Here is a 17206-nt window from a genome sequence, read left to right as displayed (position 1 = left end):
CGTGATGTTATACAAAATGTATCAAGAATCGCGGGGCTTTGACAGAAAACGGGAGCAAGCGATATGACGCTTGCTCCGACATGGTGCGCCTGAAGGGACTCGAACCCACACGCTAAAAGCACGAGAACCTAAATCTCGCATGTCTACCAATTCCATCACAGGCGCATATGAGCGGCGGGGAACCCGTGCCGCTGTTTTTTTGCTTTAATGCTGCGGGTAAAATTCATCAGGTGTTTTTGCCATGGGGAGGGCCTTTTTTACCCACTTTGAAAAGGCGGGCTTGCAGATCAAAACCCAAGCGTACCCATCATAGCAAATCAGCTCCAGCTGTGTTAATGGCGTCTGGAAGCAATACTCCGGCGCACCGAACTTTTCAATCTCCCAGTAGGGCTCATAATTCCAAACCTCACAGGGCTGCGTGCCTTTTGGCACTGCGGAGAGGACGCCACCCAGGATAAAGTGTACGTGGCCCGCAGACAGATGGGCGGTCAGCTCTATACCGTCCATCAGTAATCCTGTCCACTGCCAGCGCCTGCGCACTTCCTCCGGGCAGCTTTCTGCATACCAAAGATCATGGTCAGTAATGACCCAGTCATATTGGTACTGCAAATCCCCCAGTGCTGAAAAGATATCCAGCAGGTCATGCGGCAACTCTTGCCGGGCGATCATCCAGAAATCCATGCACAACAGTATAGCACATCAGGCGCATGCGGACAACGGAAAAATGAAATTCTTTTATGGGGGCAGAACGGAAAGGGGCCGCGTCTTATCCAAGACGCGGCCCTCGAAGGCCATCAGCCTGCCACATACAGGTTCAGAAGCTGGATCAGGGTACCGGCCGACAAATAGGTGGTGCCGTCTTCCAGCGTACTGGCAGCGGAAATGGTACTGCCGTCACCGCAGCAAACGGACCCTGTACCGGGGTCTACGGAACATACGATGCTGCCATCGGAGCGGGCCACATTGGCCCCGGTCTTTGCATCCCAGTATACCGTCATTCCCACGGATTCGGCCACAGCCCGCAGCGGCAGCATGGTTTCATCACCCACCAGCCTGGCTTTCTCAGAGAGTACCTGCGTGCCTACCGTCAGAAGACCGTCTTCCCCGCAGGTGATGTAGCTGCTGTACGTGTAAGGAAATACAAGAACTTTGGAGATGTCACCGTCCGTGCCGGTCCAAGTCAGGATCCGGGTGCCGGGAACCAGATCTTCCAGCCGGACGGGATCGTCGGAACCGTAGCGCTCCAGCTGGGCCGCATCGGTGATTTTCAGAATTTTATCATCTGTGGTGGTCACCTCTGTCCAGGTCAGAGCCGGAGGAGGATAGATGGCGATCATGGCCTGGGGCGTAACGGCGCGGATCTCGTGGTATTGCGGTGCGCTGAAATCTGCGGGAATATTGGCTACGATCAAAATGGCAGTGGCTTGAGGAGGAAGACTCATGGTCATCACCGGTCCTACCCATGCGTAAATGGTCTCACCGTCTTTCAAGTCGTCCGTGGACATGGGTTCACCGGTAACGGCATCCAGACAGAGGATGCTCTCGCCGTGAAGAATGACTTCGTTGAGAGAATCGTCCTGGTTGGAATTGCGGACCAGCAGACCGCCGTCAGAGAGTTGGGTAAGGGTGCCCCAGACCCGGATAGGGCCGGCGGTGGGAGTCAGATGCGGGGCAGTTGCTTCCGCCGCCATAGCGGGGATACACAACAGGGTGGCACACAGCACCAAAGAGAGTAGCCTGAACATCTTCTTTTTCATTGCAGTCCTTCCTTTCTGCCGCGGAACCAACAGGATTCCGCGGCCTTTGCTGAGATAGACGCACAGATGGTGGAAAAAGTTCCCCGCAGACAAAGAAGATGGTAAAAAAGAACCGTCCGGCCAATATGGCCGGACGGAAGGAAATGATTATTTTTTGCTGTGAAGGGCTTTCATACGCTTTTCGTGGTCCAGAATGGCCTTGCGCATCCGCAGGCTCTTGGGAGTGACCTCCAGCAGCTCGTCGTCCGCCAGGAATTCCAGGCACTGCTCCAGGCTCATCTGCTTGGGGGGAGTGAGCCGCAGGGCATCGTCGGAGCCGGAGGCACGGGTGTTGGTCAGCTGCTTCTTCTTGCACACGTTCACCGTCATGTCCTCGCTGCGGGGGCTCACGCCGATGATCATGCCGCCGTAGACGGGGACGCCGGCGCCGATGAAGAGGGTGCCCCGCTCCTGGGCGTTGTACAGGCCGTAGGTGATGGACTCGCCGGTCTCGAAGGAGATCATGGAGCCGTTGCCACGGCGCTGGATATCGCCCTTGTAGGGAGCGTAGGAGTCAAATACGGAGGCCATGATGCCCTCACCCCGGGTGTCGGTGAGGAACTCGTTGCGGTAGCCGAACAGGCCCCGGGCGGGGATCAGGAATTCAATTTTCATGCGGTCGCCCACAGGGGTCATCTCCAGCATGTCCGCTTTGCGCTGACCCAGTTTTTCAATGACGCTGCCCACGCAGTCACCGGGTACGTCCACCACCAGACGCTCGATGGGCTCGCACTTCTTGCCGTCGATCTCCTTATAGAGCACACGGGCAGGGGAGACCTGGAACTCATAGCCCTCCCGGCGCATGGTTTCGATGAGGATGGAGAGGCTCATCTCACCCCGGCCGGCCACGTTAAAGGCGGTTTCCTTGTCAGTGTCGGTGACCCGCAGGGACACGTCCCGCAGGGTCTCCCGGTACAGCCGTTCCCGCAGCTGGCGGGAGGTGACGAACTTGCCTTCCTTGCCGGCAAAGGGAGAGTCGTTGACGGAGAAGGTCATCTCCAGGGTGGGGGCGGAGATCTTCACAAAGGGCAGAGCCTCCACACAGTCGGGGGCACAGATGGTGTCGCCGATGGTGATGTCGGGGATACCGCTCATGGCGATGATATTGCCGGCGGTAGCTTCCTGGATGGGCTTGCGGGCCAGTCCGTCAAACTCATAGATGGCAGTGGCCTTGGCCTTACGCAGTACGGCCTCGGGGTCGTGGTAGTTGCAAACGGCGATCTCCTGGTTCTGCTTGAGAACGCCCCGCTCGATGCGGCCGATGGCGATCCGGCCCACAAACTCGTTGTAGTCGATGGAGCTCACCAGCATCTGGAAGGGCTGGTCGGTGTCCGCCTCGGGGGCGGGGATATACTCCAGGATGGTCTCGAAAAGGGGCTTCAAGTCCGTGCTCACCACATCGGGGGAGTAGGAGGCAGTGCCGTTGCGGCCGGAGCAGAAGAGCATGGGGGAGTCCAGCTGCTCGGGAGTGGCGTCCAGGTCCATCAGCAGCTCCAGCACCTCGTCCACCACTTCGTGGATGCGCTGGTCGGGCCGGTCGATCTTGTTGACCACCACGATGACCCGGTGGCCCAGCTCCAGAGCCTTGGAGAGGACGAAGCGGGTCTGGGGCATGGGGCCCTCGGCGGCGTCCACCAGCAGGATAACGCCGTTGACCATCTTCAGGATGCGCTCCACCTCGCCGCCGAAATCGGCGTGGCCCGGGGTGTCCACGATGTTGATCTTCACGTCCTTGTACTGGATGGCGGTGTTTTTGGCCAGGATGGTGATGCCGCGCTCACGCTCCAGGTCGCCGGAGTCCATGACCCGATCCACGACTTCCTGGTTTTCCCGGTACACACCGCCCTGTTTGAGCATTTCGTCCACCAGGGTGGTCTTGCCGTGGTCGACGTGGGCGATGATGGCAACGTTTCTCAAATGTTCATTCTGCAAAGTAAAAACCCCTTTCCTTGGGTCAAAGTAATCAAGTTTTGCACACGATTCTACATTATATTCCGCCTGCCGCTGTTTTGCAAGCTGTTTTCCGGGAGTTTTTTGAAAAAACCTGATATTTTTCTGATTTTTTTCATAGGAATGAAACAGCCTGTTCCGTGCTGCAAAAAAGTAATACCTTTTCCACAAAAAAATCAGCTGGGGGCGGGCGCCTTTTCGACACCTGGACGATTGACGCTGTTGAGAGAGCGGCTCTATAATGAAACTGCTGTGACGGAAGCGGCGCCAGCGCTGCACGTTCCGCCGCAAGTATTGTGGTTCGCTGGAACCACCCAGGAGGCATTTGCCATGTATCAGATCAAGACGTTCAACAAGATTTCCCCTGTGGGCCTGAATCACTTTGACCCCGAGCAGTACACCGTTTCCGACACCCAGACCAACGAGGATGCCATCGTGGTTCGCTCTGCCAAGCTGCTGGACTACGACTTTCCCCAGAATCTGCTGGCCATCGCCCGGGCGGGTGCCGGTGTCAATAACATCCCCCTGGATCGCTGCTCCGAGGCGGGCATCGTGGTGTTCAATACCCCCGGTGCCAATGCCAACGCAGTGAAGGAGCTGGTGCTGTGCGCCATGCTGATGGGCTCCCGGGATGTGGACGGCGGCATCCAGTGGGTGCGCAAGCAGGTGGAATCCGGCGTGGACGTCACCACCGTGGTGGAAAAGGGCAAGGCGGCCTTTGTGGGGCCGGAGCTCTATAAAAAGACCCTGGGTGTCATTGGCCTGGGTGCCATCGGCTCTCTGGTGGCCAACATCGCATTGTCCATGGGCATGGACGTTTACGGCTATGATCCCTTCCTGTCTGTGGATGCCGCGCTGCGTCTGGATCGCCATATCCATGTGGTGAAGGACATCAACGAGCTCTACAAGCGTGCTGATTACATCACCATCCACATCCACTATACCGCCAAGACCGAGAAGATGATCGATGCCAAGGCCATCGCCGCCATGAAGCGGGGTGTCCGGTTCATCAACCTGGCCCGGGGCGAGATCGTGGATGACGATGCCATGATGGCAGCGCTGGACACGGGGTGGGTCTCCACCTATATTACCGACTTCCCCAATAACCGGATTGTAAAGGCACCCCATGTCATCGCCATGCCCCATCTGGGAGCCTCCACGCCGGAGAGTGAGCAGAACTGTGCCGTGATGGCTGTGGATGAGCTGCGGGACTATCTGGAAAACGGCAATATCCGCAACTCCGTGAATATGCCGGCTGCCAGCCTGGAGCGCAGCGGCGTCATGCGTATGTGCATCATCCACCGGAATGTCCCCGCCATGCTGGCCAATATTACCACCCTTTTGAGCAAGGACGGCGTCAATGTGGAGAACCTGAGCAACAAGTCCCGGGGTGATTACGCCTACACCATCGTGGATCTGGGAAATCAGGTGGACGCATCCATCATCGAGGATGTGAAAGCGCTGCCCAATGTGATCCGTGTCCGGGTGATTCAGTAAGGAAAAGAGGGCTCGCCGGAGAAAAGCGGCGGGCCCTCTTTTACATTTGACAGCAGAGGGCAAAACGAGTATAGTAAACCCAGTGTCTCTCTGAAAAGACGTGGATTCATGCGAAGATGTCTCTGTAGCTCAGTCGGATAGAGCAACCGCCTCCTAAGCGGCAGTTCGTTCGAATCCGTTTGGGCGGAAAAATTGAATATTTTTGATATATGTCCCAGTAGCTCAGTTGGATAGAGCACGAGCCTCCTAAGCCCGGGGTCGCACGTTCGAGTCGTGTCTGGGACGCCAAAAGCACCGCTGCAAGCCATTTTTTGCTGGTTTGCAGCGTTTTTTATTTTTCTTCTCCCGGCCTGCCGCTCGTTTGAGGCCGGGAGAATTTTATGCGCTGCTATGTATATCCTGCTAAGAAGAAACGAACGATTTCCACGTTCCTGCTAAGAAAAATCCCATCTTTGCTAATTGGAGTTTTCGGACTTACCTGCCGCCCGGTGCCGCCGAGAGCAACGCAGCCAGGGTATTTGCCAGTTCCGGTGACTGCCGGAGCTGTTCCACCAGGGCCTCCAGGTCGAGCGTCGCCGGTGCCGGTTCCTTCGGCTCCTCCGGCGGACGGACTGCCCGAAGATCCGGCTTGGCATAGAAGGCGCTTTCAAACTTCTGGGCGTTGATCTTGCGGTCCTCGTCCAGGATGTGCGCATACACGCTGGTGATCATGTCGATCTCCGCATGGCCCGTGTCGCCCTGGGTAGCCTTTAGGTCGCCGTGGTTGAGTTTCAACTTGTAGGTGGTGCTGGAATGACGGAGGGAATGAAAGACTACCCTGGGCAGCCCTGCCTTCTCCCGCAGCATCTCAAACTCCTTCAGGATGATGCGGTCCTCGCAGGGTCGGCCGTTGGGCAGCGCCACTACCAGGTCATAATCCTGATACTCGTCACCGAGAAAGCCTCGCAGCTCATCCTGGGCTTTCTTCCATTCCCGCAGGGTGTAGGCCAGCGTCTTGGGCAGCCACACCTTGCGGATACTGGAATCCGTCTTGGGCTTTTTCAGAATCACCCTGGTGCTGGTGTTGGGAAACAGCGGCGTAAAGATGTGGTAGACATCCTTCTGCCCCAGCATCTCAATGGCCCGCTTGGAGGCCCGCGCCAGCTCCTTGTCGATGAAAACATAGGCGTTGTCATCGGCAATATCGTCATCGGAGATGTGGACATTGTTCCAGGTCAGCCCCAGGATCTCACCCATCCGCAGGGAGCAAGCAAATGACAGGTTCATCGCTACATAGAACTTGCTGTCCGTACACTGATCCAGGGCGGTGCGGATCATATCGGCGGTCCAGATGTCCCGCTTCTTATACTCCGTCTTGGGCAGTACCACATTGTCAAAGGGGTTCTTGGGGACCAGCTCCCACCGGACCGCCTGCTTGAAGGCGCAGCGGAGGAGCTTGATGATCTTGTCAATGGTGGCGTTGGTCACGAACTCCGTTTTAGCATGGTGATTCTTGGTGTTCACCGCAGGGGTTTTCTGCAAGGTCTGGATGTACTTGTCCACCACACGGGGCGTGATGTCCTGTACTTTCATGTCCCCGATGATGGGGTTGATGTAGTTGGCGATCAGCGAGTTTTGGCTGTCATACATGGAGACGCCCCACCGCTTTTCGCCGTAGAGGGAGACGAAGTCCAGCAGAAACTCCGAGATGCTTTGATTGCTGGGTGGGAGAAAAGACCGGGTGGTTTTCTGATTCTCCACCTCCGCCTTGCGCTTCAATGCGTCCTGATAGCTGGAGCGGGTCTCCCACTTCTGCTTGGTCTCGCCGTTCTCGTCCACATAGGTGTAGACGATGGAATAGTTTTTCTTTCTTTTGATAATGGATGCCATAACGAACCTTCCTTTCTTGTGTCACAGGTCAAGTGACTCCAGCCAGTGGTCGAACGACCGCTTGGAAATCCGTATGGCGTTGCCAATTCGTACGCTTTTGAAAAGGTCCTCCCGCACAAGGCTATATGCCCGCGCTTGGCTGACACCTAAAATCACGGCAATGTCATTGACCGTGTAGGTGCGGCACTCCAAAGGCCTTTTCTCCGTACCGTTCTGAATCTCTGACACAGCAGCCTCCTTTCCTGTCAGAAACGGCACGCAAAAGGGTGTTCATTCATATCTGCCAGGGCTCCAGGTCAGGAGCGGTTTACCCGTTTGAAAACCCTGGGCGCCGACTACGCCGAGGAAGCCCTGGCTGCTCGGATTGCCGGAAGGTCCTGCCCCTCCCGCCAGCCGAAGCAGCGCACCGGGAGCCCCAGCCTGCTCATCGACATCCAGAACAATATCAAAGCCCAGCAGAGTGCCGGCTACAAACATTGGGCAACGATTGAGAACCTAAAGCGAGCAGCGGAAACGCTGAACTTCCTGACGGAGCATGGCATCGGAAGTTTGGAGGACCTGTCCGAGCGGTGCGATGGAGTGGCAGCCGCCACCGCCAGGGTAAAGGCGGATCTCTGGGCAACCGAAAAGGAAATGGAGCGGCTGACCATCACCATGAAGCACGCTGCCACCTATCGTCAGCTTCGCCCCTTGTATGACCAATACTGCCAGTCCAGGGACAAGGAGAAATTTCTCCGGGGGCATGAGAGTGAGATCATCCTGTTCGAGGCAGCGGCAAGGGAACTGAAACGGTTGAACGCCGTACCCCTGCCCGCCGCCCAGCGGCTCCGGGCCGAAATAGATGAACTCACCGTCAGAAGGACCGCCCTGCAATCGGAATACAGGAAGGCTCAACAGAAAGAACGGGAGTACGACACCCTCAACCAAAACGTCCGTATCTTACTGGAACGGTCAGAGGATGTTGTACTCCCGAAGGAAAAATCGAATGAACTTGAATAAACGAAATAATTAGCCCAGTTGCCAACGGGCGCTCTCACTCTGGAGTTCCACCATACGGCGGTAGAGGCCTCCGCGTTCCATCAGTTCCGCAGGCGTACCCTGCTCGGCCACATGGCCGTTTTCCAGCACAACGATGTGGTCTGCTCCTGCCACGGTGCGCATCCGGTGAGCAATGACCAGCACCGTCTTGCCTGCCAGCAGACGGGAGAGCGCACCCTGCACCTTTGTCTCATTTTCCACATCCAGACTGGCAGTAGCCTCGTCCAGCAGGACGATGGGGGCGTTCTTCAAAAGAGCCCGGGCGATGGAGATGCGCTGCCGCTCTCCGCCGGAGAGTTTTGCGCCGTTTTCCCCGATGGGGGTATCATATCCCTGGGGCAGGCGGCGGATGAACTCCCCGCAGTTGGCGGCCTCAGCCGCGGCCCGCACCTCCTCGTCGGTGGCGCCTCGCTTGCCCAGACGGATGTTCTCCATCACCGTGTCGTCAAATAGCACCACATCCTGAAACACCATGGAGTAATCGGTCAGCAATGCCTCCGGGTCCACCGTGGAGATGTCCACGCCGCCTACCTTGATGCTTCCCTCTGTTACATCCCACAGCCGGGCAGCCAGTCGGGCGCAGGTACTCTTACCGGACCCGGAAGGACCCACCAGGGCAGTCACTTCGCCCTCCCGGGCGGTAAAGCTCACACCGTCCAGCACTTTTTTCTTGTCATAGGCAAACCCCACATGGTCGAACTCAATATCGTGTCCCTTGGGCTGAAACACCTCTGCACCCTCAGCCGTGGGGGTGTTGTAAATCTCGTTCATGCGGTCGGCGGATACTTGGGACACAAACATCTCAGCGATGAGAGCCAGGCTCTGGTCAAAAGGCGCATACACGCGGGTAATAACCAGCAGGAACAAAAACAGCAGCATGAAGTCAATTTGCCCGGAAAGAATCAGGCCGGCTCCCACCAGAATGGTGGTAGCTACCCCCAGACGCATGATAACGCTGGCCGCATTGACGAAGATGCCGGTCCCCAGCTCGCCCTGGATGGTGACCTTCTCATGGTCGTCAATCTTCGTATTGAGCCCGGCCAGATAACGCTCCTCCTGATTGGTGGCGCGGATCTCCCGGACATTTTCCAGAGCTTCCTGAATGCCGTCGGAGACGCGGATCGCGGCTTTTTTCGTCCGCTCGGAGGTCCGGGCGGAAATCCTCCGGGTGCCGAACAGCAGGCCGAAGGCCACCGGCACACCCCACAGGCAGGCGATGGCCAGCCGCCAGTCATACACCAGCAGGCACACCGCGATAATCGCCGTGGAGAGATAGGCACCGTACAGATAGCCCAGCACATGGGACCAGACATGTTCCATGCGGTTCACATCGCCCATAATGGTCTCGGTCAGATCCGCCAGATCCCGCTTGCCGAAGTAGCCCAAAGGCAGTTTGCGCAGCCGCTCCGCCAGACTGAGCCGGGTGGATTTCACCTCGTTATAGACCAGTCCATAGGTGGCGTAGTACTGCTGAAGATGAGTCACAAAGGAAAGGATCAGGAATACAACCACCAGCCCGAGCAGGAGGGCTGCGTTGGGCAGCGGCTGGTCGTCTGTAAAGGTTCCCATCAGGCCGTACATCAGCAGATACAGGATGCTCATGCCGCCCATGACGACAAGGTTGACGATGACCGTCCAGAAGGCTCCCTTTTTGACATTTTTTACGCCCTGGTCAGTGAGGGCGTATTTCCTCTGAAAGTTTTTGCTGAACATATTCTTCACCCCTCTCTCACTGTTCGCTGGTGATCTTCCACTGGACTGCCTTGTTGTAATCCGCCCACATCCGGGCATAGAGGCCACCGGCGGCAGTCAGCTCCTGATGGGAGCCCTGCTCCACGATGCGTCCCTCCTCCAGCACCAGAATCTTGTCCGCACCGACCACAGTAGACAGACGGTGGGCAATCATGATAACGGTGCGGCCACGGGTCAACTCGGTAAACGCCTTTTGGATTAACGCCTCGTTCTCAGGGTCAGCAAAGGCGGTGGCTTCATCGAGAACCACGATGGGTGCATCCTTCAGGATGGCCCGGGCCAGGGCGATGCGCTGCTGCTCGCCGCCGGAAAGATAAGTCCCCTCGGAGCCGATCAGGGTGTCCGTGCCCTGGGGCAGTTTCTCCAGAATGTCCTCACACTGAGCGGCCATCAACGCCGAGAGCACCTGCTCCCGGGTGGCGTTGGGACGGGCGGCCCGGACATTCTCCAAAATGGAGGCTTTGAACAGGCGGCTGTTCTGGAACACAAAGGCGATCTGATCCATGAGTACATGGGGATCGATCTGCCGCACATCCACGCCGCCCACCTTCACCACGCCAGAGGTGGCGTCCCAGAAGCGGGGGATCAGGCTGGCAGCGGTGGTCTTGCCGCCGCCGGAAGGGCCTACCAGGGCTACGGTCTGTCCCGGCTCCGCTGTGAAGGACACATGGGAGAGGGCGGAGGTCTGGGCTCCGTCGTAAGTAAAACTCACATCTTCAAATTCTACACGGCTGCTTCCGGGGGATTGGGGGTGTTCAGGCACTTTCAGTTCAGGGGCGCACATGACCTGGCCAATGCGCCCCAGCGCAGTACTGGCCAGCATCATACCAGATGCGGCAAACATGATTTTGGCAAGCGCGGTGGAAATGATGGCGGAGAACACTGCGTAAAAGGCGAAGTTTGTAATAAATCCCGCAAAGTCACCGCCGGCCAGAGCTCCGGGAGCCAGGAAAAGAGCCACAGGCACCAAGAACACAAAAGCGCCCTCGGTAAAGGTCAGATTGATGGACTGGGGCACACGGCACACATCACCCTGATAGTGCTCCGCTTTGGAACTGTAATCCTCAATGGCCTCCTGAAAGGCCTTGAAGGAATAAACGGTCTGCTGGAAAATCTTGACCACCGGAATGCCCCGGACATACTCGGTGCCTGCCTTGGTCATGCGATCCTGGGCCGCCTGATACTCTGCCATCAGTTTGGCGTTTTTGCCGCCCATCATGGAGAACATGGCGATCATGGAAATCACCGCCGCCAGCAGGCAGGCCGCGCCCATCCGCCAGTCAAAGACGAACATCAGCACCAGCATGGACACAAACAGGGTGATGGTGCCTACAATGTCCGCCAAATTGTGGGCAAGCAGGGTCTCGGTATCGGCCGCCGCCGCATCCAGCCGTCCCCGGATGAGGCCGGAGGCATTGGAGTCGAAGAAGCCCAGCGGGGCTTTCATCACATGGGCAACGCCTCGCTTGCGGATGTTGGCCGCTGTGCGGAAGGCCGCCAGATGGGTACACATCAATCCTGCAAAGTACAGGACGATGCCGGCCACCGCAAAGGCAAACGCCAGCCAGCCGTATTGTGCGATGTCCTGCGCCCGGGTCCAGTCCGGCGCTACGGCAATCAGATCCCGGGCCACCAGCCAGATACAAATGTAGGGTGCCATGCTCAACAGCATGGACACCGCCGACAGGGCCAGCCCCAGGAAGGTCAGCCCCTTGTGACTGCCTGCGTAGTCCAGCAGGACCGCAACATCACTCTTTTTCTTCTGCTTCATGAAAAAACCTCCTTCTTCGAGTTAGCAGTAACTAACTAATGTTCAAAAAAGATAGGGGTCATCCCCCCATCAATTTCAGCCATCCACCCGTGTAGAAAGTGCGGAACTGTTCTACATCCCGCAGGGCCTGTTCTTTCGGCATATCATGTACGACGATCTCAAAAAGACCGTTGAACATTCCGCTGGCGATGATGTGGCAAAGAGACTGGCTCAGTTCCGGGACCTCCCGGCCCAGGCGGCGGAGAACATCCATGTAACGGAGCGTGTACTCCACCTCCACCTCTACCATGTTGTGGACAAAGTGCTCGTAGTTGGTGCCCTCGGCCTTGCACAGCAGCAGCTTCACCGGCTCCCGGTGGTCGCAGATATAGTCCACCATCCAATTCACGCACTGGCTGGACTCCAGCCCCATGTGCTCCGGCTGTTCCTGCTCAGGCAGTTCGGAAAAGGAAGTCTGCGCCTCCATGAACCGCCCCATCAAAGCAGCCGCGTGCGGCTCCACGATGGAGGCAAAAAGCGCCTCCTTGCTGGAGAAATAACCGTAGAACGCACCGGTGGTTACCCCGGCATTTTTCACGATCTGCCGCAGAGAAGCCCCTTGAAAGCCCTTGTCCAGAAATTCGGCCATGGCCGCCTCATGGATTTTTTCCAGCGTGGCGTTAGACTTTTCTTCCATAGACTCTCTCCTTATAACAGCGTTATATAACACTGTTATAATACGACTGGAGCAGTAGTTTGTCAAGTGGAATACGAAAAAAGCCCGGCGCATACGCGCCGGACTTTGTCAGAAGACTTTATTTTGTTTTGGCTGGGGCAGGGCAGTCATGCTGTGGAGGCTTACGCCAAGGGTAGACAGGTTGTGGAGCATAGCGGAGGTGGTTGGAGGCAGGATGCCTGCCACGCCAAGACCGATCAGCGCCCCATTGAACCCAATGACAAAGCGGTAGTTGTTCTGGATGCGGTACATTAAGCCCATGGCCAGCTGCCGCAGGCGCACCAGCTCCCACAGACTGTCGGCAGCAATGGTGATGTCGGCGATCTCCCTGGCAATGGCCGCCCCGTCACTGATGGCGATGCCGGCGTCCGCCTCAGAGAGGGCCGGAGAGTCGTTGATGCCATCCCCCACCATCAGTACGGTGTGCCCCTCCCGCCGCATAGCAGCCACATACTCTGCCTTATCCGCTGGGAGAACCCCGGCCCGGAAGTCATCTACTCCCAGTTGCTCCGCAATGGAAGCGGCGGTACGGGGGCTGTCCCCGGTCAGCATCACCAGTTTTTTTACGCCCAGATTTCTTAGGGCAGATAGGACCTCCCGCGCCTCCTCTCGCAGAGGATCGGAGATGCAGATTACGGCGGAGAGCACCCCATCGATGGCCAGATAGAGCTGGGAGAATTCAGGGGGCAGGGCATCAAATTTGTTTTCCTCACCCTCGGGAATCACGCACTTCTCGTCCTCGAAGATGAAGTGGGCGCTGCCGATGCACACTTGCTCTCCGTCCACTGAGCTGGCAATGCCGTGAGCAACCAGGTACTCCACCTTAGCATGGCGTTCTTCGTGGCTCAACCCCCGGCGTTTGGCCTCCTCTACCACAGCGTTTGCCATAGAGTGAGGGAAATGCTCCTCCAAACAGGCGGCAAGGCGCAGCATCTCCGCCTCGTCCTTCCCGTTGAAGGGGATGACGCGGGCCACCCTGGGGCAGGCATGGGTGAGGGTGCCGGTCTTATCAAAGACAATGGTATCGGCGCTGGCCACAGCCTCCAGGAACTTGCCGCCCTTGACCGTGATGTGCTCCCGCCCCGCCTCCCGCATGGCAGAGAGCACCGCCAGGGGCATGGCCAGTTTCAGGGCACAGGAGAAGTCCACCATGAGCACCGACAAGGCCCGGGTCAAGTTCCTGGTGAGCGCAAGGCTCACCAGGCTGCCGGCAAAGGTATAGGGCACCAGCTTGTCTGCCAAGTTGGACGCTTTGGCTTCGGCGGCGGACTTCATCTGCTCGGAACGCTGGATCATCTCCACGATCTGGTCATAGCGGCTCTGGCCAGAGGCCTGCTTTACCTCCAGCACGGACTCGCCCTCCTCCACCACAGTGCCGGCATAAACCGCGCCGCCGGGCCGCTTGGCCACGGGGACGGATTCGCCGGTGAGGGATGCCTGGTTGACGGTGATCTCTCCCTTCGCCACCACGCTGTCCAGGGGGATGACACTTCCGGCTCGAACCACGACCCGGTCGCCGGGTCTGATCTGGCCGATAGGGGTGAGCACTTCACCAGCCTCGGTTTTCAGCCACACCCGATCCACATGGAGAGACAGACTCTCTGCCAGATCCGCCACAGATTTCTTCCGTGTCCAATCCTCCAGCAGTTCACCGATCTCCAACAAGAACATGACAGTGCCGGCAGTACCGAAGTCCCTGCGGCAGACGGAGATCCCGATGGACAACGCATCCAGCATCTCCACCTTGATCTGACGATGTCCCAGACAGCGCAGACCTCTGTGCAGAAAGGGGATCATGTGCCAAACAATCCGGGCGATCCGCAGCGGGGCGGGCAAAAACAGGGCAGCGGCTGCTTTCACCGCCACCTTGCCTACCAGCTTCTCTTGGAACTCTCGGTTCAGAGTCCGGGTGCTGTGGCCGGACAGAGTGACAAACGACTCCGCCCCGGCCCAGGTGAACGCGCCGAGGGCGGAGAGGACAGCTTCCCGGTCTCCCGTATAGGTCACGATGACGCAGCAGGTGCGCTCATGGACTACGGCCTCCCGGGTCCAGGGCTGTCCCTTCAGCCAGGTTTCCAGCAGATCCGCCTGGCGGATCGTCATGTTTTTTTGCCGGAGCCGCAGGCGCATCCGGCCCCGGCTCTCGTGTACGATGGTTGCTCTCATGCAAGTCTCCTTTCATGAAAAAAGGAGCCGTTTTCCGGCTCCCTTCCGCAGTTTTTAGGCTTCCTGACCTTCCACCTGAGCCTCGGCTTCCTTGGCGTCCCGGGCCTCGTTGATGTCCTTGGCAGCGGCCAGAATGTCGGCGGCGTTCTCCTGAACAGTGGTAACGGTCTCCATTACGCTGTCTTTCATCCGCAGACCTGCGGCAGTGATATGAGTATAAGCCTTCTTGGCATCTTTGCTGGTGAGCAGCTTGATACCGGCAGAGCCAAACAGGGCTCCGCCCACGAAGCAGGCCAGTCTGACATAGTGTTTCATCATGGGAATCTTTCCTTTCTGCTATGTGATTATTTGTGTTTGTAGCCCGTGATCATCACCATGACCATGCAGATCACAGCGCCCCAGGCCCAGAAGCGATGTTGTTTCATTGAGATCTCCTCCTGCTCGGAAACAAACGCGTCCCACTGTGTGTTGAAACATTATAGCAGATGGGATGCCCCGTGTATCACCGAATCAGACGATGTTATGCCGGTTCAGACATTTTTCGATACATAGTTGGCGACATGCCATACTGCCGCCGGAAGGCGGCGGAGAACTGGCTGGCACTGCTGTATCCCACGGACTGGGCCACCCCCAGCACGCTGAGGGAGGAGTCCCGCAGCAACTCCGCTGCACGCTCCATCCTCCGCTGCTGCAGCCAGGTGTGGACCGGCAGTCCGTACAGACGACGGAACCCCTCTTTGAATGTAGTTGCAGAGAGGCAGGCGCGGCGGCTCAAATCTGATATGGAGAGGGGTTCGTCCAGATGCTCCTCCATATATCGGCGGGTTTCTGCCAGGGTCCGGATCATCTCCTGATCCAGCACCGGGGCCATTTCCGCCGCTGGTTCCTCCGGGGCAGAGAGCAGATACAGCAGTTCTACCGACTTCCACACGCACCAGCGCGCCCGCTCGCTCTGGGGCAAACGATCCAGGTCGGCAAAGGCCGCCTGGCTCCAGTGAGAGGGACCCTCCACGGCGCAGCCGCCCCGGCTGACCATCCAACGCCGCACTTGATCCGTGTTCAAGGTCAAACCGCCCAGCAGGTTGCAAATAGTTTTTAGACTCTCCCGGGCGCCCCGGGCGTCCACCGCCACCAGAACACCCTTTAAGCCGGTCTCCACTCTGGCATCAGTCAGATCAGAGATGTCGGTGAGGAGAAGCACCTGCCGGGTACCTAACCTCAGAGCCGAACCATCCCGCCGGGTCAGGGTCAACATCCCGGCCAAGCAGAACAATACCTCGAAGTGCAGAGGTTCCAACCGGAGGGGCAGAGGGAATGACCTCTCGCACAGGGAAAACAGGCAGGCTCGCGCGCCAGGCATCACTTGTGCCCATTCCCCCTGTTCTGATAAACATTCTGCCAGCATCCGCTTGCCTCCTCTCCATTGATCTGTGTCCCAAACATTTATCGGCCAAACAGCCCTTTCTTCTGCCAAGACTCCTTCCAAATCTCCCCCACATCATAGCCAGTGGCGGAAATAGCCGCCCGTAAAGCCTCTTGATCCAGTTCAGCTTCCGTGATTACCACAGTCTCTTTTTTACTCCGAGATGAGGTGACCTTCTTCACCGGAAAGGCTTTCCGCACCGCATCGTTCACATGGCTTTCGCACATACCGCACATCATGCCGTCTACTTGGATTGTGTATTTCCACATCTTCTGTTCCTCCATTCTTCTTAAAGTCCGTTTCGCTGGTTCCAGCATATACGGTACACTTCATCAAAAACATTCCAATGGTTGAATGGCAAGTCAAATGCCGTACTCGACCGCACCATTTTCCACTATTTATGAGATGCCACCCAGTTCTTCATTTTCTAAAAGGCTGCTGTTTTCCCGCATCGCCAGCACGCAGAGCCAATGCTTTTTCGCATTCCGATTTAGGATGACCTCAGAAAAACCTGCCTCGGTGAGAAAACGGGCAAGTTGGTCTCCATCGAAGATCCTCATCCCATCAATGACAGAAAGCCACTTGCTGGCGTGGGGATCTTCTCCGTCCGACTCATTGACGATCAGAAAGATGCCGCCCGGCCGTAAGGCGCGATACACCTCTCGGAAACTCTCCGTGGGACCAGGCCAGAAATATACCGTTTCAAATGCGGTTACCAAATCAAATGCGCCATCCTCGAAGGGAAGGCAAGACACCTCTCCCTGTATGATACGGCAGCGGCCGGCTTGCAGCCCCTTGCGGTTCACACTCCTGGCCTTTTCCACAGATACTTCTGAATAGTCCAAGGCGGCGACAGTCGCGGCAGGGTATTTTCGCAAAAGGGCTCGGATATTCCGCCCACCACCGCAGCCCAGCTCCGCAATCTCGGTTGGGCCAGTTTCAGGCAAATAGCTAAGGCCCCAATCCGCAAGGGCAGCATGGGCACGATTCATGCTGCCCACCATGCACCTGCCCAGCAATCCTTTCGGCTTGCGGGTATTGTTGAAAAAAGCCTTTAGTATTCCCATAACTGCCTCCATGAGTCGGAATTGTGGTTAGCGATAACTAACTGCAATTTATTATAAATCCTTTCTTGCGGAAAAGCAATATACAAGTGTGTTATCACGCTGCTTTACACTATGGAAATGTGGAAAACGGCCGCTCCGCCGATGGAAAACAGATATTCACGG

At 57.4% G+C, this 17206-nt stretch carries 15 protein-coding genes and 2 tRNA genes; 3 read left to right on the top strand and 14 right to left on the bottom strand.

Annotated features, from left to right (window positions below):
- Positions 1–81: 81 nt before the first annotated feature.
- The 4 genes from ACT67G_RS03990 to typA all read right to left on the bottom strand — a co-directional run bounded on the left by ACT67G_RS03990 (position 82) and on the right by typA (position 3728).
- Positions 82–165 (bottom strand) — tRNA-Leu (locus tag ACT67G_RS03990).
- A gap of 39 nt (positions 166–204) precedes the next feature.
- On the bottom strand, positions 205–681 hold the full coding sequence (locus ACT67G_RS03985; protein WP_443663074.1) for a hypothetical protein: 477 nt from the start codon (positions 679–681) through the stop codon (positions 205–207).
- 113 nt (positions 682–794) lie between these two features.
- Positions 795–1757: a stalk domain-containing protein gene (locus tag ACT67G_RS03980; protein WP_443663073.1), complete on the bottom strand. Its 963-nt coding sequence runs from the start codon at positions 1755–1757 to the stop codon at positions 795–797.
- A gap of 147 nt (positions 1758–1904) precedes the next feature.
- The gene (gene typA, locus ACT67G_RS03975) at positions 1905–3728 is read right to left on the bottom strand and encodes a translational GTPase TypA (protein WP_443663072.1); all 1824 of its coding nucleotides are present in this window, start codon (positions 3726–3728) and stop codon (positions 1905–1907) included.
- A gap of 348 nt (positions 3729–4076) precedes the next feature.
- On the opposite strand from typA, the gene ACT67G_RS03970 reads away from it, so the two are divergent.
- Complete coding sequence (locus ACT67G_RS03970) at positions 4077–5243, top strand: phosphoglycerate dehydrogenase (RefSeq protein ID WP_325244058.1); 1167 nt, start codon at positions 4077–4079, stop codon at positions 5241–5243.
- Between the two features lie 211 nt (positions 5244–5454).
- Positions 5455–5531 (top strand) — tRNA-Arg (locus tag ACT67G_RS03965).
- A gap of 186 nt (positions 5532–5717) precedes the next feature.
- On the opposite strand, the gene ACT67G_RS03960 is transcribed toward ACT67G_RS03965, so the two are convergent.
- Entirely contained in the window at positions 5718–7112 is a 1395-nt protein-coding gene (locus tag ACT67G_RS03960) for a site-specific integrase (protein ID WP_443663071.1), read from the bottom strand.
- Between the two features lie 21 nt (positions 7113–7133).
- Positions 7134–7340, bottom strand: a complete 207-nt coding sequence (locus ACT67G_RS03955) for a helix-turn-helix domain-containing protein (protein ID WP_065533846.1) — start codon at positions 7338–7340, stop codon at positions 7134–7136.
- 87 nt (positions 7341–7427) lie between these two features.
- Between ACT67G_RS03955 and ACT67G_RS03950 the strand changes: the two genes are divergently transcribed.
- Positions 7428–8111 carry a hypothetical protein gene (locus ACT67G_RS03950; RefSeq protein ID WP_443663070.1) on the top strand — a complete coding sequence of 228 codons (684 nt, stop codon included), beginning with the start codon at positions 7428–7430 and terminating at the stop codon, positions 8109–8111.
- Positions 8112–8120: 9 nt separating this feature from the next.
- Here ACT67G_RS03950 and ACT67G_RS03945 read toward each other — a convergent pair whose 3' ends face one another.
- The 8 genes from ACT67G_RS03945 to ACT67G_RS03910 form a co-directional block, all read right to left on the bottom strand.
- Entirely contained in the window at positions 8121–9863 is a 1743-nt protein-coding gene (locus ACT67G_RS03945; protein WP_443663069.1) for an ABC transporter ATP-binding protein, read from the bottom strand.
- Positions 9864–9879: 16 nt separating this feature from the next.
- On the bottom strand, positions 9880–11673 hold the full coding sequence (locus ACT67G_RS03940; RefSeq protein WP_443663068.1) for an ABC transporter ATP-binding protein: 1794 nt from the start codon (positions 11671–11673) through the stop codon (positions 9880–9882).
- 58 nt (positions 11674–11731) lie between these two features.
- Positions 11732–12349 carry a TetR/AcrR family transcriptional regulator gene (locus ACT67G_RS03935; protein ID WP_443663067.1) on the bottom strand — a complete coding sequence of 206 codons (618 nt, stop codon included), beginning with the start codon at positions 12347–12349 and terminating at the stop codon, positions 11732–11734.
- Positions 12350–12457: 108 nt separating this feature from the next.
- Positions 12458–14554, bottom strand: a complete 2097-nt coding sequence (locus ACT67G_RS03930) for a heavy metal translocating P-type ATPase (protein WP_443663066.1) — start codon at positions 14552–14554, stop codon at positions 12458–12460.
- Between the two features lie 54 nt (positions 14555–14608).
- Complete coding sequence (locus tag ACT67G_RS03925) at positions 14609–14869, bottom strand: DUF6110 family protein (RefSeq protein ID WP_289518741.1); 261 nt, start codon at positions 14867–14869, stop codon at positions 14609–14611.
- A gap of 205 nt (positions 14870–15074) precedes the next feature.
- Positions 15075–15914 (bottom strand): helix-turn-helix domain-containing protein, encoded by an 840-nt coding sequence (locus tag ACT67G_RS03920; protein WP_443663065.1) that lies wholly within the window; start codon positions 15912–15914, stop codon positions 15075–15077.
- Positions 15915–15997: 83 nt separating this feature from the next.
- Positions 15998–16246, bottom strand: coding sequence for a heavy-metal-associated domain-containing protein (locus ACT67G_RS03915; RefSeq protein ID WP_443663064.1), 249 nt, complete (start codon positions 16244–16246; stop codon positions 15998–16000).
- Between the two features lie 129 nt (positions 16247–16375).
- On the bottom strand, positions 16376–17044 hold the full coding sequence (locus ACT67G_RS03910; RefSeq protein ID WP_443663063.1) for a class I SAM-dependent methyltransferase: 669 nt from the start codon (positions 17042–17044) through the stop codon (positions 16376–16378).
- Between the last annotated feature and the right edge of the window lie 162 nt (positions 17045–17206).

The organism is Dysosmobacter sp., assembly GCF_052306735.1.
Lineage (GTDB): Bacteria > Bacillota > Clostridia > Oscillospirales > Oscillospiraceae > Oscillibacter.
Note: the sequence above shows the minus strand (reverse complement) of the source record. Positions and strands in the feature narration are given on the sequence as shown.

Excerpts from the sequence above, each read along its gene's own strand:
- ACT67G_RS03985 (WP_443663074.1), bottom strand. The coding sequence starts at position 681 with ATGGATTTCTGGATGATCGCCCGGCAAGAGTTGCCGCATGACCTGCTG.
- ACT67G_RS03980 (WP_443663073.1), bottom strand. The coding sequence starts at position 1,757 with ATGAAAAAGAAGATGTTCAGGCTACTCTCTTTGGTGCTGTGTGCCACC.
- ACT67G_RS03970 (WP_325244058.1), top strand. The coding sequence starts at position 4,077 with ATGTATCAGATCAAGACGTTCAACAAGATTTCCCCTGTGGGCCTGAAT.
- ACT67G_RS03960 (WP_443663071.1), bottom strand. The coding sequence starts at position 7,112 with ATGGCATCCATTATCAAAAGAAAGAAAAACTATTCCATCGTCTACACC.
- ACT67G_RS03945 (WP_443663069.1), bottom strand. The coding sequence starts at position 9,863 with ATGTTCAGCAAAAACTTTCAGAGGAAATACGCCCTCACTGACCAGGGC.
- ACT67G_RS03940 (WP_443663068.1), bottom strand. The coding sequence starts at position 11,673 with ATGAAGCAGAAGAAAAAGAGTGATGTTGCGGTCCTGCTGGACTACGCA.
- ACT67G_RS03935 (WP_443663067.1), bottom strand. The coding sequence starts at position 12,349 with ATGGAAGAAAAGTCTAACGCCACGCTGGAAAAAATCCATGAGGCGGCC.
- ACT67G_RS03930 (WP_443663066.1), bottom strand. The coding sequence starts at position 14,554 with ATGAGAGCAACCATCGTACACGAGAGCCGGGGCCGGATGCGCCTGCGG.
- ACT67G_RS03925 (WP_289518741.1), bottom strand. The coding sequence starts at position 14,869 with ATGAAACACTATGTCAGACTGGCCTGCTTCGTGGGCGGAGCCCTGTTT.
- ACT67G_RS03920 (WP_443663065.1), bottom strand. The coding sequence starts at position 15,914 with ATGCCTGGCGCGCGAGCCTGCCTGTTTTCCCTGTGCGAGAGGTCATTC.
- ACT67G_RS03915 (WP_443663064.1), bottom strand. The coding sequence starts at position 16,246 with ATGTGGAAATACACAATCCAAGTAGACGGCATGATGTGCGGTATGTGC.
- ACT67G_RS03910 (WP_443663063.1), bottom strand. The coding sequence starts at position 17,044 with ATGGGAATACTAAAGGCTTTTTTCAACAATACCCGCAAGCCGAAAGGA.